This window comes from Limnofasciculus baicalensis BBK-W-15 (genome assembly GCF_024178385.1).
Taxonomy (GTDB): domain Bacteria; phylum Cyanobacteriota; class Cyanobacteriia; order Cyanobacteriales; family Coleofasciculaceae; genus Limnofasciculus; species Limnofasciculus baicalensis.
This window is the reverse complement of sequence record NZ_JAMZMM010000001.1, coordinates 12,708-38,627: the sequence shown is the minus strand read 5'-3', so window position 1 is coordinate 38,627 and position 25,920 is coordinate 12,708. Positions and strand designations below refer to the sequence as shown.

The following is a 25,920-nucleotide window of genomic DNA, read 5'->3' as shown; positions in this document are numbered from 1 at the left end:
CCGTAAAAATTGATTATGACTGAATTCCAGACAGGTCTACCCAGCGTTCGTCAAATTCAAGGGTTCATCAAAGAGGCAACACTTGTCCAAATGAGACTTCTGACTAATGAGTTGCTCACAGGCAGGGTTCGCTGGCAAGATCAACATTGTATTTGTCTGCTTGATGATACAGACAATCCCATCGTGATTTGGCGACATGCCATTGCCTATATTAAGCCAGAGAGTGGGGGTGGGGGTAATCGTGCCGTCGCATCAGTTGAGTCACAGACAGTAAATATTTTTCAATAATCACTTTTTCCTAACACTACTTGCCTAACTCCTCGGCATTGACGCGGCAAACATTACTTAGCAATAAGGAGGTTCTGACCGAATATCTAATCTGAGTTTAGCTTGCCACCAGTGCAATCAACAGAAAGGTTCTCAAGACATTAAAGACTTTATCAAGGATGGATACGGATATGGCTAATAATTACCCAAATAGTAAGGAATGGGTAGGTTTGTTCAGTTTTCCCGTTACAGTTTATCGCCCACTTTTCATTAGTGTAGTGGCGGGAATTATCATTAGTCCCAACCCAGTACAAGCCTTACAGGTACAAGTAACCCCAGCAAATCCCCAGTTAGGGGAAACCCTATCGGTAGTAGTTCAAACTGATACTACCCAACAACAGCCAACGGTTTCAATGGGAAAGCAGACTTATCCCACCTTTCCCCTCAGTACCAATCGCTATCGAGCATTTATACCCACTACTCCTTTAGATAAACCAGGAACATTGCAAATCCAGGTAACTGGCGATGGGGAACGCAAAACCCTGGGCGTACCTCTGGCAAATCGTTCCTTTCCTACTCAACGTATCCGCCTCTCTGGAAGTGGTTCACAAGATGCAACGGAAATCGAACTTCGTCGAGTTGACGAGTTTAAAAAGTTAGTCACGCCCCAAAAATTCTGGAATGGGGCGTTTTTGAAACCTAGCAATGCTTCAGTCTCAACTATTTACGGTATCCGCCGCTACTACAACGGTGTCTTCGCCCAAGATTACTACCATCGGGGTGTTGACTATGCTGGAGCCACGGGTTCCCCTGTCGTCGCGCCAGCAGCCGGAAGAGTCTCACTAGTGGGCAGGGTTGCCGAAGGATTCCGAGTTCACGGGAATACCGTAGGAATCGATCACGGGCAAGGTGTCCTTAGTATCATGCTTCATTTAAGCCGGATTGATGTTAAGGAAGGAGATCTTGTCCAAGCTGGTCAGAGAATTGGTACAGTAGGTTCTACAGGCGCTTCCACTGGTCCTCACTTACACTGGGGACTTTATGTTAATGGCATTTCTGTAGATCCGGTGCCGTGGAGATTTCAAGGATTTGAGTGAAACAATCTTTTAATTTTGCTAAAGTTATGGGAGTTTTACCAGATTTTGTTGTCTCTAAAACAAGAAATTGTGCCAGATTGCCCCACGATCGCGTACTGGGAAGAAAAATTCAACACCATGAGTATTGAAAAAATCGTAGAACAAGCTCTACAAGATCGCTACTTAACCCCAGTTATGGAAGCGGAGGTAGGACGCATTTGCGATACCGCCTCTGAGCTTTCTGTTGAAGAGTATATGGCATTAGATCGCTTGATGGGGGCACTCTTGACGGGTGAGGTAGTGGCGGTTCCTCGCAAGCAGTTCATCAATGTTATGGAGGAGTTGGTTCTCACTGAAGTGATATCCCAAATTGCCGATATCGAAGCGAAAAAAGATCGGGTTCTTGATGTCGGTGATATTGCTGCATTTGCTCTAAACCGACTCCCACCGCTTTATGCGACGACTGAAGAAGGGGCAAAATATCAGCGCGAACGAGCTAAGGAGGAATTCCAAGACTTGATTGCTAAACAAGTGAGTGACGCGATCGATCACAATATGGATCGACCGAACTTTGGCCTGGATCGTCGTGCCCTTCGCCCTGACAAAGATGTATTCCAACAGGTGAGTAATTTACTGCAAGATTACGCTAATAATTTTGAGGATAACGAATAGACCTCTCCAAAATATTTCTATTTTGGCGTTCACCTCTGGTAAGATGTAATTTTACCAGAGGTGAATATGAGTCAACTGAAAGAAGACATCCCCCTAGCTATAGCAGATGGGGAACTATTAGCATCTGACCCAGATGCTCCTACTACCCTACCCCAAGTTTTACAAACAGCAGCAGGGCAAGTAGTCGGAGAAAGGATTATTTATATCCAGCGAGATGGAAAGGAAATAGTGCGATCGTATACAGAATTATTAGAAGAAGCCCAGAAAATTCTAGCGGGTTTAAGAAAGGAAGGACTAAACCCTCAAGACAAAGTAATTTTACAATTAGAAAACAATTGGGACATAATTCCAGCTTTCTGGGGATCTATTCTCGGTGGCTTTGTCCCGACAATTATGGAAGTCCCTCCTACCTACGCAGAATATAATCCAGTAGCTCATAAGCTGCGTCAAATTGGGCAATTCTTTGACAGCCCTTTCATTATTACTAACAAATTGTTGCAAGAACAAATCCAATCTTTCTTGCCAGAGTCAGAGAAAAAAGTAAGCTCTATTGAAACTTTAAGGCAGAACGCCCCAGATAAAAATTATTACCCCAGTCAGCCAGACGATCTAGCCTTTTTTAATCTTACCTCGGGCAGCACGGGACTCCCTAAATGCGTTCAACTGACTCACCGCAATATTATTGCTCGTGCTAGAGGAGCAAATATTCTCAATCACCACCAACCAGAAGAGATAATTCTGAATTGGCTGCCTTTTGACCACATCGGCAGCATCAGCGACTGGCACATCCGTTGCGTAGAATTAGGCTGCCAACAAATTTACGCGCCCAAGGAATATATTTTAGGTCGCGCTCTCAACTGGTTGGATTTAATCGATAAATATCGAATAACCCATAGCTGGAGTCCCAATTTTGCTTATGCTCTAATTAATGACTTCCTGGATAGAGAACCAAATCAAGATTGGGATTTGTCATCTGTGGAATTCTTACTTACAGCAGGAGAAGCAGTTTCTGCCCAGGCAGTGGAGGAATTTCTGGAGAAGATGGCAGGATATGGTTTGAGGAAAACTGCCATTCGCCCTGCTTTTGGGATGGCAGAGTTGGGTTCGGGGATAACCTATTATCAGCCCACGGCAGAAGCTCCTTTAACTTTCCACAGGGTAGAAAAATCCTCTTTAACAGGAACCATTAAACGGGTTGAGGCAGAACATACCAACAGTGATGTCTTTGCGGATTTGGGACCAGTTATTCCGGGAGTAACTATTCGGATTGTAGATGAAGAGAACTCAGTTTTGCCCGAAGATACCATAGGTCGCTTGCAAGTATCGGGAGATGCAGTTTCTCCGGGTTACTACAACAACCCGGAAGCAAATAAAGAATCCTTTCTAGAAGATGGCTGGTTTGAGACTGGAGATTTAGGCTTCATTAGCAACGGGCAATTGGTTTTGACAGGTCGGGCAAAAGAGACAATTATCATCAATGGAGCCAACTACTACAGCCACGAAATAGAACCTGTGGTGGAAGAAATTGAAGGGGTAGAAGTTTCCTATACGGCAGCTTGTGCGATTCGCCAACGAGATGAGGCAACGGAAAAACTGGCGATTTTCTTCCATGCAATTACTCAAAAAGATGAGGAATTACCGCTCCTGTTGCAGAATATCCGGCAGGAGGTGGTCAGGAAAATCGGGGTAAATCCAGATTACTTGATTCCAGTAGCTCGCGAGGCTATTCCGAAAACCGCGATTGGGAAAATCCAACGCTTACAACTGAGTCAGCGTTTTGAAACAGGAGAATTTAACCTCATTCTGGAACGGTTGGCGATGCTGGTGGGAGATGCCAATACTCTCCAAGGGCGCGAAAAGATTGCCCCCCGCAATGAATTAGAACAACAACTGGCTTCTAATTGGCAGGAGGTGCTGAAAGTTCCAGAAGTGGGCATTGAAGATAACTTTTTTGAACTGGGGGGGGATTCCATTAAAGCGATGATGCTGGTTAACAGGCTGCAAGAAGAATTGAGCCACATTTTACACCCCGTTGCCCTGTTTGATGCCCCCACTATCGCTCTCTTGGCGGATTATCTGCGAGCCAATTATGGGAAGCTTGCTGGGGAAACCAATGGTAAAATGGTAGGGACTCCTACTGTGGAGAAACGGACATCTTCCCAAACCGATCGGATGCGAGAATACTTGCGGCATAACCTTTGCGGGGAATCCGTCCAAGTAGATAAGTCAGGTCAGAAAAATAAACAAGCTATTTTCATCCTTTGTACCGGACGCTCTGGTTCTACCTTATTAAGGGTGATTATGGCGGGAAACCCGCAACTGTTCGCACCGCCAGAGCTGTATCTGCTTTCTTTTAACACCCTAGCCGAGCGTAAAGCCGCGTTTTCCGGTCGCAATAATTTCTTGGCAGAAGGGGTGATTCGCGCCATCATGGAAATCAAAAACTGCGATGGGGAAAGAGCGCAGGAGATTATGGAGGAGTTAGAGGCGCAGAACTTGAGTACCAAGGAATTTTTCTCTTTGATGCAGTCGTGGCTGCCGGGTAAAATAATCGCGGACAAGACTCCACCTTATGCCTTTAACCCGCAAGTTCTCCAACGTGCGGAAGAAGAGTTTGAAAATCCACTTTATATTCACCTCTTGCGTCATCCTATGGCAACCATTCGTTCGATGAAAGAGGCGAGGTTAGATTTGTTGCTGGCAATGGAAGAAGAGGAGTTTTCGGTGGAGCAAAAAGGAGAATTGATGTGGGCGATCGCTCACCAAAATATCCTAGAGTTCTTGAAAAATGTACCGAGTAGTCGCCAGCATCAACTTAAGTATGAGGACTTGGTGCAACAACCCCAAACCACGGTGGAGCAATTATGTAAATTTATCGGCATTGAATTCCATCGGGATATGCTGGAACCTTATCAGGAAAAAAGGAAGCGCATGACTGATGGGGTTCACGCCGTTTCTAGGATGATGGGGGATACTAAATTCCACACCTACAAAGGGATTAATGCCAAAGTTGCCGATCGCTGGAAGGAAGAATATAACACGGACTTTTTGAGCGGAGAAACTTGGAAAATAGCAGAGTCTTTGGGTTACGACCGTCCCTTCAATGATGCAGTTGGCAATTATTTGCCCCTGACCATTGGGCAAGAATATATGTGGTTGCGTCCGGAGTCGATGAGGGAGTATGACAACGCTTGGCAGATTTGGCGGATAGAAGGAGAATTAAACCTCAAAGTCTTACAGGAGGCGATCGCAGAAATTTGCCACCGTCACGCTTCTTTACATACGACGTTTAAAGAAATCGGGGGTTCTGTGGTGCAGGTGATGCGTCCAGAAATAAAACCCGCTTTTGAAGTTATAGACATCCCAGAGATATCCGAGGATTCTCCAGCACTCTGGAACTATCTCGAAAAATTTGCCCTTCATCGATTTGACTTAGTTAACGGTCCGATAGTCAAGATCAATGTTCTGCGTTTTAGCAAGACTTCCCATATTGTCATGCCCTGCGCCAACCACATGACTACGGATGCTTGGTCTTGGGGTATATTCATCCATGAATTAAATGCTCTCTACTCCGCCTTTGCTTCCGGGCAGCCCTCGCCTTTACAACCATTACCCATGACATTTACAGACTTCGCCCGATGGTATCGGCAGTGGCTAGAGGGCGGAGTGTTGGACAAATGCCTCAACTACTGGCGAGAAAACCTTGCCGGAGCGCAAATCTTAGAGTTACCCTGCAATCGCCCCCTGCCAGCAAACCCTACATTTCGCCTAGGAGTCGAATCTTTAAAGATTAGTTCGGACTTGAAGACTAGCCTACAAAATATCAGCAACGATGCCGGAGTCACTCTTTTTACGACTTTATTATCAGCATATAGCGTAGTTCTGGCAAGTCTCGCTCATCAAGAAGAATTTGTCATTCATACGACCTTGACCAGTCGCCCGAGGCTAGAAGCTCAATCCTTAATCGGTTGTTTTGTGAACGTCCTGCCCATGCGTTTTAATTTAAAAGGAGAGCCGACTTTTACTGAATTACTTGATCGCATGCAACAGACTTTTATTAATGGTTATGCTCACAATAGTTTGCCTTTACCTCAACTCTTGGAGATTTGGCAGGATCGAGGAAAAGAATTTCCATTGCCTATCCCTGTCATGTTAAATATGATCAATGTAATAAGCTCCGAAGATCTAGATCTCCCCGGCATGAAAATCTCATTGATACAAATGGAAAAGCCAGTTATACCTATTAAGCTGTATTTGCAAATCTTGGCAATAGACGGAGATTATTTCGCTAACTTTAGGTACATGAGCGAGATCTTTGACCGCCAAACAATTGCTGGTATCGCCAGAAAATTCCACCTGCTTCTGGAAACTGTCGTCACCGATAGCCAAAAACCCCTTACCGATCTGTTCGCGATGTTCGATCGCGTTGAGTAACCTTGGTTTTCCGTACAACCTTAGCCAAAACCTTAAGTTCCTATCTCTGATTTTGAACCCCATTGAAAAAGTCCCCTGAAAACTAGGGGACTTACTCCTACATATTTCACTACTAAAAAACTCAGCCAAATATTCCACAGGGCAGAACAGAAAGCTGTGGCTATAGCTGCCCCTACAGCACCGATCAGAGGAATGGCGATCGCATTTAATACGATATTAATAACAGTCGCATAAATAAAAACTGGTAAAGATTTATTTTGATGACCCGTCATCACCATTAAATAGCCGACTGAACCGCACCAAGCGCCTATCGCTTGTCCTAACACTAAAATCTTTAACTGCCAACTAGCAGCGACAAACTCCGAGCCAAATATTCCTAAAATCGGTTGACTGAAGAGGATGAGAAATAAGGAAATAGCCAAAGAAGGCCAGAAAATCCACAGGGCAACTGTGGAAACTAACTTTTGCAAACCCTTGATATTGCCTTGAGCGTACAGGGCTGCGAAACTGGGAGCCGCTACTATATTGATAATTCCCAGGACAAAACTGACCCATTCCGCCGTTTTCACTGCCGCACCGTAGATCCCGGCTTCCTCTGGCCCCAAGATTGAACCGACCATAATCGTGTCGCTTTGACTGAGAATAATGAAACAACCATACTGTAATAACACAACAAAAGCGACAGCCAACCACTCTCGCATTTTATAGACGGGTTTGCTGGCTGGAAATTCTTGATTGAATTTCAGTAATAATAATCCCAACTGGAATAAAACAACTACTAGTAAGGCTATTTGGGAGATGGCAATTGCCGAGTTTCCCGTAAGGTTCTGACTTGTCTCTAAGATCAGAAATGCACCACACATTAGCAACACCGGCCAAATTATTTGTGATGGCGCGTAGGCTAAAGTAACATCCTTGGCAGCTCTGGCTGTTTCCAATTGTAAATTTACCAGGGATTGTAGGGGTATGAGACCAATCCCTATTAATAAAGGAGTAGCATAAGCAAATGGGTGGTAATAATTCAGGAGTAAAATGACACCTGCAGCCAACCAGCTAACTAAGAAACTCGCTATAACAGTGATTAACCAGCTACTACGCACTATCCCCTGCAACAGTCCCCATTCTTCTTTCATCCGGTACTCCGAGATAAAGCGCAAAACTGTATGGGGTAAACCCAATCCTGCGGGAATGGCTAACAAGACAGACCAAGCGATGACATATTCATAAATGCCATACTCGGTTGTCCCCATCCATCGTGCTAGGAAAACTTGCACCAGGTAGGTGAGAAGAATACCCCCAAATTTTATGATTAAAGCTACTCCTGCTTCTCTAGCTAAAAAGCCTAAATTAAGATTTTCCTGGGTAGTGGAAGGAACGGTTTGAGTCATCAATTACATTTGGATTGTTACACATAAAACTAATATTACAGCAATAACCACAGCGATGCGCTCTGGGGGGGGGGAGACAACTATAGCTCAAAAGTAGACAGGATAAACTTTTCGGTTGTACGACCTTGTTGATAATAAGGTCTGACGGGGCGACAACAATCGGTCAATCCCTTTAACTAATAGCTAATAACCAATAACTAATAACTAAATCCCTATTTCCTAACAATAACTGGTGTTCCTAGCGTTACCTGATTGTATAATGCGCGAATATCCTGATTTCGCATCCGCAAACAACCGTGAGAAATTGCTTGACCTACTAGTTTCTCATCATTAGTACCGTGAAACCCTATCTGATGTCTTTCATCTGCCCAAAAACCAATCCATCTGTCTCCTAATGGATTATCTATTCCGACGGGAATATGTTTCTCTGTAATGGGTTGCACCCAAACTGGGTTCCTGATTTTTTTCAATACTTTGAAAGTGCCCGTGGGTGTCTCCCAACCTTTTTGGCCAATCGCAACTGGGTAACTGCTGATTCTTTTATTCCCCCAGTAACTGTATACTTTGGCATCACTCAAATCTACAATTAATTGAGAACTGATACTTGCGATCGCTAAATTCAGAATTGGCGTAATTGGCGATACCTGTTGAATAGTTTTGGGATGGAATGGAGAGGAATTTTGAATTAGCAAGCCAGCTAATGGAAATGGGGAGTCGAAACTAACTAGCCAATCTGCGGATAATTTCTTTGGCGAGCGTTTTTCCTTCTCACTAGAAGAGGTGAGAGGTGAGAGCTGAGAGGTTGGAGGAGGAAAAGAAGTCTTGTTAACTTTTGTCTCTTTCTTCTCGCCTCTGACAAGAAACAGCGCAATTGCCCCCCCAAAGAAAAGGAGGAGCAAACTAGTCTTTAGTAAGTTTTTGCCCAAGACCTGTTAGTGGTATCCTAAACCTTTTAGCTTACCATTTTAACACCCAGATCGATTACAGTATTTTGCTGCAAATCAACATACTCAGACAGGAAGAGCCATTTATAGCCGTTCCTTGACAATTGATGGTTTACTGCCTAAAATGTAAGATTAGATACAGAATATTTTTAATAAATTGAAATGAATCTTTCTTATCAAGGCGGTAACTACGAAACCACACCATCTCTGGAGATCGCTGAAGGCGAACTTGGCGGTATCTATCGGGGTCAACCTTGGCAGTTTCACTATCCTAGGCACATTCGGGAACCTCTAACCGTAGATCGTAAGCAATATCGGGGCATCTCATATCTTATGGGTAAACTGAAAGTTGCCGATTCTGTCCCCGTCGAGGAAGCGGTTGCTAATGGAGCAACTAAGCTATGGTTCACCCATAATCAGCAACATCAAGAGGTGAATCAAATAACGAACAATCACCTGAGAAATATTCAGAGAGCGCTAGAACATCGACTTAAGATTGCTAAAGAGAAAGGCGATGGCAATTTAGTCGCTATTCTGGAAAAAGAATCAGAGCAGATTGTATTTACTTTTTGATTATTGGTTGTTTGTTGTTTGTTTTTTGTTATTGGTTGTTTGTTTTTTGTTGTTTGTTGTTTGTAAAGAATGAGCAATAACTAATAACTAATAACTAATAACAAGATACTTTCTCTAAACCAGAGTAATTATAGTAACTTCTGGCGGACAAAATAGTCGTCCTGGCGGATAAGTGCCTAAACCGCGATTGACATAAAGTTGATTTCTACCTATCTGATACATTCCCATTCCCCATTCCCAATGATTTACGACACGGCTACAGGTGTTGATGAAGGGTATCCTACTCCAAAGAAATCTGGGAAAATTTTTCTGTATTATTTTGAATAATTTTGGTACTGGACCAAATCCTGGAATCACCATTTGACCCCCATGAGTATGACCTGATAGTTGCAAATCTACCCGCCATTTTTGCAAAGATTCAGCACTATCAGGGTTGTGAGATAAAACGATACGGGGTATTTTTGGATCGAGTTGGCTCATGACGGGTGCGGGATTAAACTCGCTGGACCAAAAATCGGCTAATCCGACTAAGGGTAATTCCTCTCCAAGGGGATAAGCGATTTCATTCCACAAGACTTGTACTCCAATACTAGTCAGTGCATCAGTAACTAATGTTTTTGAATGATAATGATAGAGATCGTGGTTTCCTAGCACGGCAAATGTTCCACTACGGCTTTCCAAGTATTTTAATCGTTGGACTAGCTGGTGAATGGGTTCTGGTTCATCGGTAATATAATCGCCAGTTAAAACAACTAAATCCGGTTGAGCCTCATTGCTCGCTTCAATTGCGTCAGCCAGTATTTTTTCCGAAAGCCGCAAACCATCGTAATGAAAATCTGTAAGCTGTACTATTGTAGTTCCTCGTAATGATGGCGGTAAATCTGCGATCGCTATTTTTATTTTTTCAATACTTAATGGTTGTGAAATTACCCATTGCATCTGGCTAATATTTCCTCCCCTTACCATAGCGATTCCAGCATAGCTTAGACACATAGCTTTACAAGTAGTAAGAACCGACATCCGGATTTAAGGGGGAATGGGTAATGGAACAGCGGATTTAAGGATAGGTAATGGGCAATGAAGCTTTTGTTGCTTATCTGTTGTCAGTTGTCTCTCGTTTTTCAAATAACAAATAACAAATAACAAATAACGAATAACTACTCCCCACTTGCCATACATTGGGCTAAAGGCTTTTTGGCAATTTCTGATAGTCCAACTTGCTCCAATAGTGATTCCCAATTGGAAGTAAAGGTTACATCATTTGGATGGGAACAGCGTAACTTCGCCAAACTAGCTAGCGCCTCGTACCAAATCCCATTGGCTGCATATATCGCTGGCTGCTGCTGTGGTAAGACAGTATTGAGTTGATGCTGAAGCTCTGATTTAGGTGCAACTCGTTGTATCCAACCAGCCACAAATGTGCTATTACTCATATCTTCAGGATCGAATATAAGGCTGAAATTCCAGGAGTAAACTTTTCCTACTGCTAAGGGAGGTAAAGATGGAGATTTTGATAGATCTATAGCTACAATAGCATCACCAGATTTAAGTGATATTTTCTGTTGGTAGATAGGATTTTTTGATTCGCGATCGTAAATAGCAAATTCTAACTTTACACCATCTAAATTAGCATCGGGAATATAAAATAACAGGGTAGGATATTCAGATAGAGTTAAGCCCATAGTTGATTGAGGAATCAAGGCAATTAAAGGTAAAGGAGGATTGTATTCTCCACAACGCATTGAGCCTTCAACCCGATTTCCTGGCGTTATACTAGCTGCTTCGACTACGGTATAGTCTGGAGGTTTGAGGGTTAACTGTTTTTTCCTATAGCCACATTTTATAATAGAATTTTCTTGAAACTGTTTATGGGATATTTTCTGTCTCTGAACTGTCTGGGTTTGCGCGAGAGCTTGCCAAGAAGCGCTGTCCATGTTTAACAGAAAGGTTAAACATAGAGTTCCCAAAAAAATCCGCGAACTGATACCCCTTAATAATTGCTTCATAAATCTTAGGGTTTATTCAAGATCTTGCCTATGAACGATAGACATGGGGCAAGTCATGGTGCAAAGTAGGTTATGTCAATATTCTATGCCAAAAATAGGTCTAGTTGCAATTTATTTAGTCAAGGAGTTTTCGATAGGATCGGTTTTTCGGAGAATTGTACCACTATTCCTAGCGTTAGTAACGATGTTAACCGCTATTGCTTGCCACGGGAGTCAGGTTAGTGGAGGGGGGTGGGATTAAAATCGGCTCGAAGGATTTTACCAAACAGTTCATTTGGGGATAAATCTATACTCTGGTGACAGAAAATAAAGGTTTAAAGTCGAACGGAAACTCAACCTTGGTAGCACTCCTGTAGGGCAGGCGAGTTTGCACAACGGTGAAATCGATATCCAGAATGGGTACGGGGCTGTTGACTCTGAAGAGATCCCCCTGCTAATAGCAGTTTATCATACTGTAGCCGTTACGAGCAAAACTTCAATCCAGTCTGGCTCCTCCCTGCCGCGATAATAGTCAAGGGCTGATTATGACTGGGGCAGATTCTCAAAAATACAGCATCAGGATAATCTCTGACATGGTACGTCAAGCAAGTAAATAATAAATAATAAATGGAAAATCGGACAAAGTGCGATCGCACATAGCAAAAAATTATGTCTGGGTGAAACAAGATCTCCTATATCTTAGTTAATTAACCCACATATAGCAGTCGCTTTCGTCGGTTAGGACAATTGGCTCTCAGCCCCTTGTTAAAATTTAAGCTTAGAATGTCCTAACCGCTGTGGCGGTTGCTATATTTATCTGCTTTTACTTCACCCAGCATGTCATAAATAGCACCTATTTATCAAGTCTCCAGAAACTATTCCATCCCTGTAGCGTCAGTTGGTAGTGTGGTTTCATTCTCCTCCAAGTTTAATGCTATTTACTCTATGACGATCGCTAAATTAATTGTCGGAAGTCTTAGCGGCTTACTCCTGGCTATTCCTGCCTCTGGCACGAGTCAAGAGTTACTCCATCCTGGGGAGTATTCTCAAACCCAGGAAGGGCGAAGCATTTGGATACAAAGATTTGGGTTGGAATCAGAGGCTATCCCCCAAATGCTGGGAGCATCCCACTTTGGCAAAGATACTCGTTTTTTGACAAAGTTTTTACCCCCCCAGCCCCCCTTGTCAAAGGGGGGAGCAAGAATACAACCTGCATTTCTTTCAAATCGGGATGCTCCCCAAATGCTTCGCCCCTACACCAAATTTTCGATTTGGCAAACACGCCCTAGCGCGACAGTTGCCCAATCTGAGATATCGAAAACTGTCTTATCTAAAGCTACTCAAAAACTGCCAAAATTACTAGAAACAGCAGTTGTATCAGATTTGAACAGTCGTGTCGGGTTGCCGCTTCGTATATCTAGCTCAAATATTACCAAATCCCAGCCTGCAACTTGGCAAGAATGTCTGCCAACTTCAGAGGTATCAGGAATATCGGCAAACTGCCAACCTGTAAGGAAATCCGGTTGGCAGGTGACGATGGAATATGACAATCAAACTTGGATGTATTACGCCGATCGAAATGGTTCCGTTATCCTCGACGGTCCTGGCAGTATTAACAATAATATTAAAGCCGCGATCGCAAAACGCCTAGCTATTCCAGTTAAAGATATCAAAATTACTGCCGCCCAACTCTTCAACATCCTTCCCCCCTGCACGCAAAATACATTTTGTCCAGCCCCGTTTGGACCTCAATTTAGCTGGCGAGTGTTAGTTGAAAATGGACAAATGTTTCATGTCGATATGAGAGGGAATGACTGGCAGCGAGGGTTACAGGCACAGAAAAGTGAAGCGGGATTACCCTTAACTTTGCACAATGCTGTGCTACGAGATGTGGCAGATAGATATGGATTGACGGCTAACTTTCAGGTGGAGATTAAAGCGATTACCTGGAATTGGTGTCAAGGTGGAGGAGATAAACCCACACCGCCGGAAATGGGCATTTGCCCAAATATTGAACAGTCTGGCTGGCAAATGGTGGTGAAATCTGGACCAATTCGCTATGTTTATTACCTGCAAGAAGGAACCGATCCTAACAGAGTAGCACCGGATGGCAGCCAAAGTATTCCCCAAAGTGCGATCGATTTGGTAAAACGGGAGGCGGCGCGACGGGCAAAGACTGCGGCGGCAAATATCAGGATTCAGCAGGTAACGCCCCAATTTTTTGATCGATGTCTTAGTGTTAATAACCAAGGATTGGGTTGTCGTCAGGAGATACAAGCGGGCTGGTTAGTGATGGCTGTTGGGGGACAATCTATGTCTTCTGCCTGGTTTTATAACGTAGATTTGTGGGGCAATCAGGCAAAATTTGTCCGCGCTGGGCAATGGTTTCCTGTGCCATCTGCACCACCACCGCGTGGTTAAGCTTCACTAATAGTTGTCGGTGATAAATCAATCACAACCGGATGATTCCGATGAGGAAAACGTCCATTCAGCCACAGACAGAAAGAAATGCTATGAGATGGAAAAAAATAGGGAGTATGGCGAGTCAAGATATATCATTCTTTCTGCTCTTCAGTGAGGAAAAGATAGTGGTAATGGTGCGTTACGCGTTGGCGCAGCCTTCCCGAAGGGTAGCTAACGCACCCTACAGATAGAGGGTTTTCGTAAGTTATAAAATAGATAAAAATGTTAAGTAATTTTGCCAAAAATACAATTCTGTTGAGTTTAATCCTGAGTCAATCTATTAATTTATCAGTCTTAGCAAATCCTATCGCTATTGAAAGATCGTCCTTTTGTCGGGAGGCACAACAGCAACAAGCCTTTACCCGGTGGAATGAATTTGGAGAATGGTTTCGTCCAGTTTCAGAAACTAAAACAGAAGTACCCACCTTCATATTAACTGAACTGCTACAAGAACTAGATGCCGCCGGAAAAGAACGACAATTAATTCAATTAGCTATCGATCGTTTAAGTGTTACTGGAGTCGGTTTCGATGAACTGAAAGCCCAACCATTATTAAATTTAATCGAGCGCACCCCGACCAGTCAACGCGATCGCATTTTACCAATATTAGAGCGGATGGTAAGCCTGTCACAGTCCCTGGGCAAAGGATACAATCAGACACAAACGCGATCGCTAATTACCGCAGCACAAGCCTATCAACGGCTGGGCAAGCGGGATCTAGCAATTTCACTCCTCGCACAAGCCGAGCAAATCTTACCAGGAATTCGTGGGGCACAACTTCTATCTGAAGGCGAATTGCGATTAGCAGAAGGTTGGTTTGCTGTCGCCCAAACTGCCAAAGGCGTGACGGTTTTGGAGCGAGCAAAATCGCAGATTATCTCCCTCTACAGTCAGGGACAAAACAACAATCCCTTCCTGGCGGAAACCCTAATTGGCTATTACATTCAAAACAAACAAATCAATAAAGCCCAACAATTTGCCCAACAAATTCCTAGCGCATGGGATAGCAGCAACCAACTGATTCGGGTGGCAGTAGCATATCACAAAAATCAGGAACCCCAAATAGCAAGACAAATCTTTGAGCGAAGCGTGCAAAAATTGGTTTCGGCACGAAAACCAGAGAATCCCACAGATATTTTAATTGCCAAAAATACGATTAAATTTGCTCAATTAGGGGAACTAACTACGGCTGCCTCTGCTGCCCAGAAAATTTTAGCAGAAAATCCCCATTGGCGGGCACAGGCGTGGTTAACTATCGCCGGAGAAGCCCGTAAACGCAATCAGTCTCAACTAGCAACCCAAGCCATGAATCAGATGATTGCCGCAGGTAACTTAGGTAAAAAGTATAACTTTGGCATGGGTTTTGGCGATCAGCGTGACTACGAATGGAGTCAGGAATTGTATCCCCTCAGTCGTCAAAATGGCTATGAATCGGAAATGGTGCAGTTTATTGAGCGAATGAATTTACAAGCGGAGGGGGCAGAGTTTTTAATTGAGCAAGCACTCAAGAGAAAAGAGTTCGATAAAGCTAAGAAATTGATTCCAATTCCGATGTCGAGATCGATTGATGCGGGAGTATTTGAAGTCCAGGATGTTTGGTTAGAAAAAGTTGCCACTCAAGCCGCCCGTGCCGGACAATTTAGCCAAGCCGTCGCCCTTAGTCAGGCACAACCTGAGAATATATTGTTGCTAGTGCGATTATCTCAGGCAATAGAGGATGGCGGTAATAGTAAAGAAGCACAGCAACTGTTAGAAATTGCCTTGCAAAAAGCAGCCAAGTTAGATGTTCAATCTGGCTCATTATCTACTCTGATAGGGGCAGCGCAGTTACTTGAAGAAAAGGGAGAATCTCAAGCAGCCGAAAGATTTATACAAATTTTGCAAACTCAATTACAAGGGATTTCCAATCCCAAGCAGCGTGTAGAGAGATTGGAAAAGATTTATCAGGAGGGGGGCTGGGGAAATTTAGACACAAATATTGAAATAATTAAACGTCTAGGAGTACCTATTTCACCAGCGATCGCACAGATGATTATTAATCAAAGTATCGCACAAAATCGTCCCGATGTCGCTGAAAAATTTCTGAGTTTTCTGGATTCCCCACTGGCTAAATTCGATCCACTCATACGCCTGGGTGACATATATTTGAGCCAGCGCAACTCAGCTAAAGCCAAGATATTTTTCGATCTCGCTTTGGAGATTGCCCCCCAAATTAAGACAGATGCTAATCTCTTTCCTACCTGGTGGAATAGTCTGCCAAACGCCTATCTGAAACTTGGTGAAATTGAGAAAGCAAGACAAGCTGCTCGATCAATCGATCGCGTGGATCAACGGGAATTAGCATTAAAACGGCTTGCTTGTTTTTAAACATAACTTAACAATTAGTAGGGTATAGTATTTTGACAGACTTGATTCGGATCAATAAGCAATAGACGATAGAATCTACTACACTAAAACAAAAAATCCTATAGTTATCACCCAGAGAATTTATCTATGATAATCAGAAGTGCCACCGCCAATGATGTATCCCGGATCTTATCATTTATTGAGAAGAAGGCAGAATTCGACCGAAATATTGGTGCTTTTTCAGGTATATTGCGAGTATCGGCAGAGAAAGTACGCAAAACATTGTTTGGTACAATTCCTTTTTCTTATGTTTTGTTTGCTGAGATTTCCGGCCATGAGGTGGGATTTGCTTTGTATGGATTCAGATATTCATCATTTGCAGGTCAACCGAGTATTTGGCTGGATGATTTATATGTGGATGAGGAGATGAGAAGTCAGGGAGTAGGAGTCGCTTTGATGGTTCATCTGGCTCAAATTGCCAAGGAAAATGACTGTACTCATCTTGCCTGGAATGCTGATGCACGGAATAGTCGTGGATTGAGTTTTTATCAGCGGCTGGGTGCAGAAATAACAGAGAAGAATGGTAATCGATGTTTTTTGAGGTGGACTCCATGAACAACAGTACCATTATCAACTGGCGGTTAAAACCGCAGCTACACAGACAAAACCCGCCTTCGCGGGTTTCAATGCTGTTGATTTGGCGTTAGTCTGCGCAGCCGGACTTCGGAAAGTGTAGCCGCTATGACTAGCGGAATCTTTGGTGAAGCTCGTTAATTATCATAATTATGAATTAATAATTGATAATACGTGAATTGAATCACCGCGACAAATCCCCGACTTATCAGAGAAGTCGGGGATCTCAACCCACATCGAGATTATTCCATCAAATCATCGGTTGCAGCTTCACCGGGATAAAAGCCATCCCTAAAAATTTCTGCTAAGGTATAAGGACAATTTTTCGGGAATATTTTTAGCGCTAGGTTTGTTTCTCCCGCAGCTAAATCTCTCCCACTCTCATATATCTTTTGTAGTGCTTCCTGAAGATAAGGCTTAAGACTGGGATTTTCTGCCAGAAATTCTTGAGTATCGCGACGCTGTATGCGAATTGTCATTAACCAGCTACGGCTCCGTCTTCCTGCTTGATATTCCCATTTCAGCAGATGTCCAATTAAAACCTTTAATCGGTTTCTTAATTCGGCGCGTTGTTGTTTCCCCAATGACTCAATTTCCTCAATTAAATTAGGCAAATCTACTTGGCTCCATTCCCGATCTTTGAGCAGTTTTGCTTGTTCCTGTATCCAGGCGTAAAAGTCAGCATCATAAAGACTTTGGCTATTTATTTCCGCTATTTGTTTGGTTGGTGGTGTTTCCATAAAAATGTTAAAACCTTTTTATTTAATTAAAAAACATCATATATAGCAGTCGCCAATGCAGTTAAGATATCCCTGACCAAGCCTGTACCTAACCTAGTTGCTTTCCCGTTATAATACCATTAATTATATAGCAATTATAGCCGATCGATGAGATGTAGAGACTAGCAGGTGCAACGTCTCTACAGAAAATATTACCAACGATCGATAATTGCTAAATCAAACTAACTAATGCTTCGATTAAAGCTTGATTTTGCTCCTCCGTGCCAACTGTAATCCGCAACTTATCTTCTAACCCAGCTTGCTTAAAATAGCGCACCAAAATGCCTAATTCTTTCAACGCCAAATAAATAGATTCGGCATTCCCTGCTGGAGGAGTTGCTAAAACAAAGTTACCTTGAGAATCAAGGACTGTAAATCCCAGATTCTTTAACTCTACTACTAATTTACTCCGCGATAATTTCACCTTTTCAGCACAAGCATTTTTGTAGGCTTGATCCTCCATTGCCGCCGTACCGACTGCAATTGCGATCGCGTCAATATTGTAACTGTCTTTTACCTTAAATAATCCCGATAGTAGTTTCGGATTTGCTATCCCAAATCCCATCCGCAAGCCTGCTAAGGAATATCCTTTGGATAAGGTACGCAATACAATTACGTTATCAAATTCTTCTACTAACGGCAAGGCAGTATAGTCAGCAAAATCAACGTAAGCCTCATCAATTACCACAATTCCTGACACTCCCTGTGCCAATTTTCTGAGATCGTCTAAAGGTACTAAATGACCAGATGGACTATTAGGAGAAGCAATAAAAGTAATTGCCCCATTTGCTGCTACAAGTTCCTCAATTGGTAACTGAAAATCAGCATAATAAGGAACTTCAACTACTTGTGCAGGCTGGATAGCTGATAAAGTTCGATATAACACGTAAGTTGGCATGGGATAGACGACTTTCCGTTCATTTCCTTCTGCACAACAACGGACTAATATATTGAGTAAATCATCGCTACCATTACCGACAATTATCCAATCAGTAGGGACTCCTAGGGCATCGCTGATTGCGCGACAAAATTCCCTAGCAAAGGGATCTGGATAGCGTCGCAGCCACTCACTATCTAAATTTTGCAGCACCTTCATTGCTTTTGGAGAAGGTGGATAGGGATTCTCATTAGTGTTGAGTTTGATAATTTTTGTACCTGGTTTGGGTTGTTCTCCAGGAATGTAACCAGTCATGGCATCGATAGCGGGACGGAAGTAGCTCATAGTTAATGGTGGAAAATTAATATCTAGGCTAGTCTATTTTATGACAACTTGACAAGTTACTCTCACTTTGATTTGAAATGATTGATGAACGAAATGTAACTTAAGTTTGTCCTATTATAATTAATTCAAAAGTAAACTACAAATTACTCACCTCTTGATCCTGTCCACACTCTTTACAATATGGCAAATGTTTGTAAGTAAGACTGTGACAGTTTGAACATTCCAGATATTGATAATAACCGCAGTGAGGACAGTAGCTATCGTGGTGTCTAATTTTTTTGGCACAATTGATACAGCGCGATTTTTGCACTCGGCTAGCTGCCTGAATCTTACTATTAAAGACAACCTTTTGAAAAAACTGGATAATGCCAAAACCAACGAGAGGAATCAGTAAGATATAGGCATAACTGATGAGGAAAAGTAACCCACCAAAAACGACGCTGATGATATCAAAGACAAATTGAAATATCGCCCCAACTTGTAAAAATTCAAAGGTTTTCAGAATTAGTGGGATAAAAAATATTACCAGCAAATGCCAACTCATCAGCGAGATAAGTCCATATCCTTTTCTTTGAGCAAAGTTGTGAAGTGATAGGGAGATGAGAATTAGTGGTAATAGAAATAGGCATTGAAAAGCTAGTTGGATACTTGGATACCAAAATGATGCCTCCTGATAGCCTTTTTCAACGTCACTAAATTTATCGTTATTCTTCAGGAAAGCGATTAAATTAATGCTTTCTTGTTTAGCAATTAGTTCAGTTTTAAGAGTAGAAATATCCTGCTTAAGTGTGACAATCTTGCTGCTATTTTGATCTGACTCCTGTTTGGCTTTTTCTGCACCTACTTCATTAATCGATCGATCCCGAGGCTGACCTGCTATTTTCTCTAATAACGTTGAGTCATATTGAGCTTTAATAGTTTGATTTCTTTGAGCAAGCTTGCTGATTTCTGCATTTTTCTGGTCAATAGTTTTTATAGTGTTTTGATTTTCTGCATTCTTAATCTTATCTTTGTAGTCAGCATAAGTTAAGCAAGTTTGAGAAACTTTACCTAGATGTCCGATTTCTGCTTGTTGATAGGTTTGGCGAAACTTGATTGGATTAACTGTATTCGATGGTAATGACAGCCTTAATATTTCATAGTCTTTATCTTTACTGGTTTCCTTCTGGTAATTTTCCCACTCAGAATAACAGGGGTAAGCTTGGGAAGGATCGATATGCCATCGGCTAATATCATTCAGTCCAGTAAAAACATTGACTAAGATAAAAATATCAATCAAAATAATGACAATCAAACTCACTTTGTTGATAGGTTCGTTATTGATTGTTCTTGACTTACTAAAAAATTGACTTAAAAGACGGCGTATTTGGGTAAGCATATTGTTTTGTTAATAGTGTGTGTATCACCATAAGGTATTTGGGAAACTTATTAGCAATTAGTCATTAGCAAGATGCTACAATATCCCCTCTAAGCGCTAACCTCTCATTTACGTTTTGCCTTCACTGCCCTAGATTCTATTGTAAACGCTGGAATATCTTCTAGTTCAGATTCACTGAGGTTATATTGTTCGCAAACTAAACTAAGACGAGTGCCAGTACTTTTAACCATATTAACAGAATGGGTGAGATCTCCTTGAAAATACAGAAGTGTATTAACTTCTGGCTTAATTTGTCCTACTTGCTGTTTGTTGCGGCGCAGCACTAATTCTCCACCTTCTAGGTTAGGTGGTAATTGGATGTAAAGAACACTAACAACCGCAGGAGGATCAACAGTTTTACAATAAGATCGCAGAGATCGATCGATATGTGGATCTACACGGGAGCCTGACTGAAGTAGGAGGGGGTTGAGATAGAAGGCATTGCAGTTAGATTGCAATGCTAGATCTAGATAGGGTTTGAAAAAAGGAAAATCCTCTTCTACTTTGTCGATTTTTGAACGTTGAAACACGATAGAAAAACCTTTGGTTCCGATAAAGTCACGGTTGAGGTTGTTGATAGTAAGATAAGGAGAAGCTAGAATTGCACCTCGTAGGTTATGGAGGTATGCGATATCGAAGGCGTTGGGGTTTTTAGAATAGTATTTCAATGGCTTCAATGAGTTCAGGGAACGATGTATGACAACAAGTAGTTACGAGGATATGCTTCGTAGTAGATGTGAGCTTATCTTAAACTCTAAATATTATTATTTATTTCCAGCCAGAATCAATCTCATTATAACTATTAAGGCTGTGACCGTTCAAACTCAAGAAGATTTAGTGATACAAGTTCGTGTTTCACCTTTTCCTTTCCTGTAATGGGCAATATCTCAACAAACTCTCGAATTATGGCAACGTATATTTGTCCTAAAGTGGCTATTGCTACATCTGGAATTGCTTGATCAAGAATTCCACCTGAGTATTTTATTGCCTTTTTAAACCGAGGAATTGTTCTGATTACACGGCAAGCGTCAGCTTTTTCCGTATAAACAGAGAGACCACATGCCTGACATTCTGTCACACCATTAGGACAGTCCTTCTCTTTATTCTCCTCACGCCATGACTTAAAGTCCTTGGGAGTGGGAGAATCATGCTTGATCAGGCGATATACCTCGCCAGAAGCATTATTGGCATTTTGAGGTGGGCAACCACTGGGAAAGTGATCTGGCCATTCCATTAAGCGTTTCCTTTGTAAGACGAGTTAAGCTAGAGCCAGTGATAGCCCATGGTACCTTTACTCATCTTCTCAAAGTAGTGCTTGTTTCCTCATAAATTTTCGATCAGTCTTTTCAAAGATTTTCCTAAAACAACATCCTTCAAACTAACTAACGTTGATTGTGAGTGGATTAAGTTAATACTATTGTACTATATTTGGTTTGACTGGTGTTGAATTGGCTTCTTCAACATGGCATTCCCTGATTGCTGAATGCTTACCTATCCTTTCAATCGATAGGCAAGTGCAACCCACTCATTCAATCTTTCGCAATCAATAGCTTCAAATCCTGCTTCTACTAAAGCTCCGCTCACTTCATCCTCATAATCAGTAGTAAAACCTGCTGTAATCAAAATTCCTGTACCTTCACGGGTGCGACGGATCGCACGGCAAAAGTCATCCGCAAGAGCGATATGAATTCGTGCGAAGATATTAGCTACGATCAGATCAAAGGTAGCGCTGGCATTAATTCTTTGGACATTATTTATGGTATTTCCTCCCAGCCAATGCCCTAAGTCGCTACCACTACCTAGACTTCCTTTCTTGACTGTAACCTGCTTTTCTACCCCATTAATACGAATAGCATCTTGGGTTGAATCGACGGCAATATTATCATTATCTAGTGCTAAGACACTTGCCCCAAGTTTCGCCATTGCTACACTGAGAATCCCTGAGCCACAGCCGAGATCGAGAACATTCATGGGAGGAATAATGTAGCGTTCAAGTAGTAGCAGGCTGAGAATAGTAGCTGGATGTAAACCACTACCAAAGGCGAGGGTTGTATTTATTTTTAATGTTATTTCATCTAGATCTTCAGATTGATAGGAATTATCGGGAGTTAGTACGACAAATCGTTTCCCGATTCGATGAATAGGGGGTATACTATTTGCGGTTTCCTCTGGTTTATCTTCAACAATAGCAGTCTGAATCACAGCAATTAATCCTGTACGATGCAAGGGAGAAAGCCGATCAACAATTTCTTCCACACGTCTCCGTACATTGGTATTATAGGGTAAATATAAGTAGATCGTGAAAGCCCATTGGGATTGTAGAATATCGCAATTATCTAACTGATTTAATTCTGGTTCAATATAGTTCGTAATCCGCATATCACCTGTATAGTGAATTGCAGCTAGCAGGGTACTCACCCAATCAACCGCCTCATGTGTTGCATCAATGCTTAACTCCATCCAGGACATATTTTCTCCCTTAAATCCCATACTCACCAGACGGTAAAATTCACCGACGGTTGACAACCTTTCAATTTTACAGGGATATTGGGTTTAGTTATGGGATGGAGAAAGTAATTAGTGTCATTCAGATGACTTGCTGTAGGGTGCGTTATCCTTTGCTAACGCACCATTCCCACTAGATGAAATGTAGCTGCGTAAATTCTGATTTATCTAAATTACTAATGTAGTATGATTATCGATAAAAACAAGTTTACCCTCACTATTAGTAGCGCTAAAACTTTGGAAATAGCGGCGGACTTTCGGCGGGAAATCTGGGAAGTCGAACTGGGCATCACCCCCAGCAATATCTGCCCAGAAATCCCGTAAGCTTGGCGCGAATTTGTTTGCCTCTTCCATCGGTAAATTTAATGGTGGGGAAGTCAGGAGTTTGATCATAAATGGATGGGATCTATCGCCCATCCATTTACGTGATATTTGGGGTAATTTTTCCCAATCTGGTAATGATTCAATCCGATGAGATTCTATCTGTAAGGATCTGTTTCCCTCCTCATCGGTTTGTAGGTTTAAGATGCGATAGGGGTGAGGATAGCTGACTAAAGATCCAGTAGTGATATCATAAATTCCATCCTGACAAGCGATATCTTGGACGTGAAGGTGTCCAGTAAAAATGAGATTAACGCCAGCAGCTTTGAGAAGTTTGAGTAGTGCTGGTGCATTTTCTAGCATATATCTCTGTCCCAAGGGATGGTTAGATTGACCGGGCAAATGTTCGATAACATTATGATGGATCATTACCATGACTAACTTATTTTTAGTTTCAGTTAGTATCTGTTCCAGCCATGCTAATTGTGGTTCGTCTAAACGCCCTATTTGTTGGCCAGATTCGTCAAATTGGTTGGAATTTAGTCCAATTAGTTGTACTCCTGGAAGTAATTCACAGGTGTAGTAAAGTTGGTCAGGATTGGTATAGCCAAATTGACGGTAGTAGTGAGGAAAGTCTTTAAATTCAATTGATTTTTCATCGGGGAGTAGGGTTGGGAAATCATGATTTCCTGGGATCGCGTAAGCTGGAAATGGTAGTTTAGCTAAACGATTTGCTAACCAGGTATGATTAGCGGGTTCCCCGTGCTGAGTTAAGTCGCCAGGGAGGAGGAGAAAGTCTAAATCGAGCTGTTCTAAACGATCTAATGCAAGTTCCAGTGCTGGTATACTGATTTCAACCAAATGAAATCGGCTGGGATGATCCCAAATGCTTTGGGGGAGGGCGATGTGCAAATCGCTGATAACCGCGAAACGAAAATTGAGGTTCATATATTGTTTCGTATTGTTGAGTTTTTTATCGATTATTTTCCTAACGCAGGACTTACGCAAAGCATCTATCTGTAGGGTGTGTTAGGCTTTGCTAACGCACCTCCTACATTATTAATAGTGTGGCTGCCTAAGTCCTATAACGGATATTTCCGCTAGCGATGTAGTAGTTCCCACTAATAGTCTATCTCCTCGGATTGCTGTTTGTCTGGTTTGATTCGGTAATTATAGGTTAAGATCGTATTGTTACTGTATCACTTACCGTCAATCAATCATCAAAAGGTGGGTATCTAAGGGCTAAATACATATTTCCTGTTAATTATACCACTGCGATTGAAAGCGGCAATCCAGCCATTAAGACTGTTTAAGTGGAGGTTTCTATGTTTGAAAAGATTCTTGTTGCTATGGATAGCTCTGGCATTGGCAGCCGTGTTGTCGATAGTGCCGTTTCCTTGGCTAAAGGAGTTAATGCTCATTTAATGCTATTACATGTCTTAGCGCCAGAGGAAGAGAATAGTCCAGGGGTTCCTGGATTTATTGGTATGGATTATTATCCATGGCGTTTGGATGATGTCAATATCAGTTATCGTAAACAGTGGGATGAATTTGAAAGTGAATGTTTAGAATTGTTGCGATCGCGGACAATGTTGGCAGTGGCGGAGGGGGTGAAGGCAGAATTTATTCAGATTCCCGGTAGTGCGGGGGAAACTATCTGTGAATTTGCCAAGAATTGGGGCGCGGATTTGATTGTAATCGGACATCGGGGGTTGTCTGGTTTGAGTGAGTTTATCCTGGGTAGTGTCAGCAATTATGTTTTACACCACGCTTCCTGCTCAGTTCTCACAGTACAGTCTAAAGTAGTAAAAAGTCATGAATCTGTGAAAACCGATGGAATGGAATCCTGCACTAGTTGAAGCGAAAATTGGTATTCAGTTCAAAAATAGAGATATTCTTCGTCTCGCTTTAATCCACCCCTCATATTCCGAAGAGCTTGGGGAAGGGACACCTAATAATGAAAGGTTGGAATTTCTGGGTGATGCAGCGATGAATTTTGCGATCGCAGATTACCTATATTCTCACACTCCGTATCTAGAAGTTGCTAATTTTTCAGCTTTGCGAGAGAAGCTGATGGAGGGGGAAAGGCTGACAAAACTTTGGTATCAATTGGGATTGGGTGAAGCTTATCCGTTTCTGGGAATTACATCAGACAGATTCATTCTCCGGCAAAAGTTTCCCAACCCCTTCGATCGGGGTTTTAAGGCATTAGTAGGAGCAATTCATTTAGATCGAGGATTTTCTCAGTCGCGTAATTGGTTGAATAAAAAATTGATTGCGCCAGTTTTGGAGCGTTATTTAAAACCGATAACGGAACGCTCTAATCCCAATAAACAATTACAGTTTTTAGGTGATAGTCTACTGAAAGCAGTAGTTTTGGAGTACTTATATCGCCATCTACCCAATGTGAGGGCTGGCAGGTTAGGGGAATTATCCCGAGAATTGACTGGAAAAGAACGCCAGAGCGAGTATTTCAAGAAAGTAGATTTAACGGCGCTAAAATTGGGGGATGAGAAAGCTTTAGTCAAGTCTTTTAAGGCATTAGTCGCGGCAATGTATTTACAATATAATGCTTCGGGCGATAAAGGAGGGTTTAAGAAAACAGAGAATTGGTTTGTGGAGCAGTTTGTGGATGGAGATGAAGTTTTGCGAAGAGCGATCGCTCTTCTTTTAGAAGATGGCAAGTCGCAAAAGTGGATTGTTCGTCATCTGATGGGATATGAAAGTAAAGATTATCATGAGGGAAGAGAAAAATATAATCAGTTGATAGAGGGAAAAAATTTATTGTAGGTTGGGTTGAGGTAACGTAGCTTGCTTCCCGCAGGGTAACCCAACTTCTGCTAGATAGAGCAGATATGAAGTATATCCCAGAAACCGGGTTTCTCTGTACCTCCT

At 42.2% G+C, this 25,920-nt stretch carries 22 protein-coding genes and 1 pseudogene; 11 read left to right on the top strand and 12 right to left on the bottom strand.

From position 1 onward, the window contains the following. Positions 1-15: 15 nt before the first annotated feature. The 5 genes and pseudogenes from NJ959_RS00150 to NJ959_RS00130 all read left to right on the top strand — a co-directional run bounded on the left by NJ959_RS00150 (position 16) and on the right by NJ959_RS00130 (position 6,449). Positions 16-288: an Hfq-related RNA-binding protein gene (locus NJ959_RS00150; RefSeq protein ID WP_254009710.1), complete on the top strand. Its 273-nt coding sequence runs from the start codon at positions 16-18 to the stop codon at positions 286-288. Between the two features lie 67 nt (positions 289-355). After that, positions 356-442, top strand: a pseudogene (locus NJ959_RS30515) (HNH endonuclease); the annotation flags it as partial. Positions 443-458: 16 nt separating this feature from the next. Next, on the top strand, positions 459-1,364 hold the full coding sequence (locus NJ959_RS00140; RefSeq protein ID WP_254009709.1) for a M23 family metallopeptidase: 906 nt from the start codon (positions 459-461) through the stop codon (positions 1,362-1,364). A gap of 117 nt (positions 1,365-1,481) precedes the next feature. Then, entirely contained in the window at positions 1,482-2,015 is a 534-nt protein-coding gene (locus NJ959_RS00135) for a late competence development ComFB family protein (RefSeq protein WP_254009722.1), read from the top strand. Positions 2,016-2,081: 66 nt separating this feature from the next. Next, positions 2,082-6,449, top strand: coding sequence for a condensation domain-containing protein (locus tag NJ959_RS00130; protein WP_254009708.1), 4,368 nt, complete (start codon positions 2,082-2,084; stop codon positions 6,447-6,449). A 32-nt stretch (positions 6,450-6,481) separates the two neighbouring features. Here NJ959_RS00130 and NJ959_RS00125 read toward each other — a convergent pair whose 3' ends face one another. Together NJ959_RS00125 and NJ959_RS00120 are read right to left on the bottom strand one after the other, a co-directional pair. Continuing rightward, complete coding sequence (locus tag NJ959_RS00125; protein WP_254009707.1) at positions 6,482-7,837, bottom strand: flippase; 1,356 nt, start codon at positions 7,835-7,837, stop codon at positions 6,482-6,484. 212 nt (positions 7,838-8,049) lie between these two features. Continuing rightward, positions 8,050-8,763, bottom strand: a complete 714-nt coding sequence (locus tag NJ959_RS00120) for a L,D-transpeptidase (RefSeq protein ID WP_254009706.1) — start codon at positions 8,761-8,763, stop codon at positions 8,050-8,052. Between the two features lie 180 nt (positions 8,764-8,943). Here NJ959_RS00120 and NJ959_RS00115 point away from each other — a divergent pair, with 180 nt between their 5' ends. Further along, a complete protein-coding gene (locus NJ959_RS00115) occupies positions 8,944-9,354 on the top strand; it encodes a DUF4278 domain-containing protein (RefSeq protein WP_254009705.1) in 411 nt (136 codons plus the stop codon). A gap of 114 nt (positions 9,355-9,468) precedes the next feature. On the opposite strand, the gene NJ959_RS00110 is transcribed toward NJ959_RS00115, so the two are convergent. Together NJ959_RS00110 and NJ959_RS00105 are read right to left on the bottom strand one after the other, a co-directional pair. Further along, a complete protein-coding gene (locus NJ959_RS00110; protein WP_254009704.1) occupies positions 9,469-10,293 on the bottom strand; it encodes a metallophosphoesterase in 825 nt (274 codons plus the stop codon). A gap of 218 nt (positions 10,294-10,511) precedes the next feature. Then, positions 10,512-11,288, bottom strand: coding sequence for a DUF928 domain-containing protein (locus tag NJ959_RS00105; RefSeq protein ID WP_254009703.1), 777 nt, complete (start codon positions 11,286-11,288; stop codon positions 10,512-10,514). A 996-nt stretch (positions 11,289-12,284) separates the two neighbouring features. On the opposite strand from NJ959_RS00105, the gene NJ959_RS00100 reads away from it, so the two are divergent. Beyond that, the gene (locus NJ959_RS00100) at positions 12,285-13,760 is read left to right on the top strand and encodes a hypothetical protein (protein WP_254009702.1); all 1,476 of its coding nucleotides are present in this window, start codon (positions 12,285-12,287) and stop codon (positions 13,758-13,760) included. Here the strand turns inward: NJ959_RS00100 and NJ959_RS30020 are convergent. Beyond that, on the bottom strand, positions 13,757-13,888 hold the full coding sequence (locus NJ959_RS30020; RefSeq protein ID WP_256528483.1) for a hypothetical protein: 132 nt from the start codon (positions 13,886-13,888) through the stop codon (positions 13,757-13,759). The two genes, NJ959_RS00100 and NJ959_RS30020, sit on opposite strands and share 4 nt — an antisense overlap. A gap of 136 nt (positions 13,889-14,024) precedes the next feature. On the opposite strand from NJ959_RS30020, the gene NJ959_RS00095 reads away from it, so the two are divergent. Beyond that, complete coding sequence (locus NJ959_RS00095) at positions 14,025-16,169, top strand: UDP-N-acetylglucosamine--peptide N-acetylglucosaminyltransferase SPINDLY family protein (protein ID WP_254009701.1); 2,145 nt, start codon at positions 14,025-14,027, stop codon at positions 16,167-16,169. A gap of 126 nt (positions 16,170-16,295) precedes the next feature. Then, positions 16,296-16,763 (top strand): GNAT family N-acetyltransferase, encoded by a 468-nt coding sequence (locus tag NJ959_RS00090; RefSeq protein WP_254009700.1) that lies wholly within the window; start codon positions 16,296-16,298, stop codon positions 16,761-16,763. A 260-nt stretch (positions 16,764-17,023) separates the two neighbouring features. Here the strand turns inward: NJ959_RS00090 and NJ959_RS00085 are convergent, their stop codons facing one another. From NJ959_RS00085 to NJ959_RS00055, 7 genes are all read right to left on the bottom strand, one after another. Next, positions 17,024-17,521, bottom strand: coding sequence for a DUF29 domain-containing protein (locus NJ959_RS00085; RefSeq protein ID WP_254009699.1), 498 nt, complete (start codon positions 17,519-17,521; stop codon positions 17,024-17,026). Between the two features lie 211 nt (positions 17,522-17,732). Further along, positions 17,733-18,782 (bottom strand): histidinol-phosphate transaminase, encoded by a 1,050-nt coding sequence (hisC, locus tag NJ959_RS00080; protein ID WP_254009698.1) that lies wholly within the window; start codon positions 18,780-18,782, stop codon positions 17,733-17,735. Positions 18,783-18,918: 136 nt separating this feature from the next. Then, positions 18,919-20,160, bottom strand: a complete 1,242-nt coding sequence (locus NJ959_RS00075) for a hypothetical protein (protein ID WP_254009697.1) — start codon at positions 20,158-20,160, stop codon at positions 18,919-18,921. A 104-nt stretch (positions 20,161-20,264) separates the two neighbouring features. Then, positions 20,265-20,867, bottom strand: coding sequence for a 2OG-Fe(II) oxygenase (locus NJ959_RS00070; RefSeq protein ID WP_254009696.1), 603 nt, complete (start codon positions 20,865-20,867; stop codon positions 20,265-20,267). Between the two features lie 134 nt (positions 20,868-21,001). Then, complete coding sequence (locus tag NJ959_RS00065) at positions 21,002-21,433, bottom strand: hypothetical protein (protein ID WP_254009695.1); 432 nt, start codon at positions 21,431-21,433, stop codon at positions 21,002-21,004. A 257-nt stretch (positions 21,434-21,690) separates the two neighbouring features. Then, positions 21,691-22,668, bottom strand: a complete 978-nt coding sequence (locus NJ959_RS00060) for a 50S ribosomal protein L11 methyltransferase (protein ID WP_373693570.1) — start codon at positions 22,666-22,668, stop codon at positions 21,691-21,693. 204 nt (positions 22,669-22,872) lie between these two features. Then, positions 22,873-23,973 carry a metallophosphoesterase family protein gene (locus NJ959_RS00055; protein ID WP_254009693.1) on the bottom strand — a complete coding sequence of 367 codons (1,101 nt, stop codon included), beginning with the start codon at positions 23,971-23,973 and terminating at the stop codon, positions 22,873-22,875. A gap of 377 nt (positions 23,974-24,350) precedes the next feature. Here NJ959_RS00055 and NJ959_RS00050 point away from each other — a divergent pair, with 377 nt between their 5' ends. After that, the gene (locus tag NJ959_RS00050) at positions 24,351-24,884 is read left to right on the top strand and encodes a universal stress protein (RefSeq protein ID WP_254009692.1); all 534 of its coding nucleotides are present in this window, start codon (positions 24,351-24,353) and stop codon (positions 24,882-24,884) included. Further along, positions 24,859-25,815 (top strand): ribonuclease III domain-containing protein, encoded by a 957-nt coding sequence (locus NJ959_RS00045; protein ID WP_254009691.1) that lies wholly within the window; start codon positions 24,859-24,861, stop codon positions 25,813-25,815. Before NJ959_RS00050 ends, NJ959_RS00045 begins: the two co-directional genes overlap by 26 nt. Positions 25,816-25,920 lie beyond the last annotated feature (105 nt).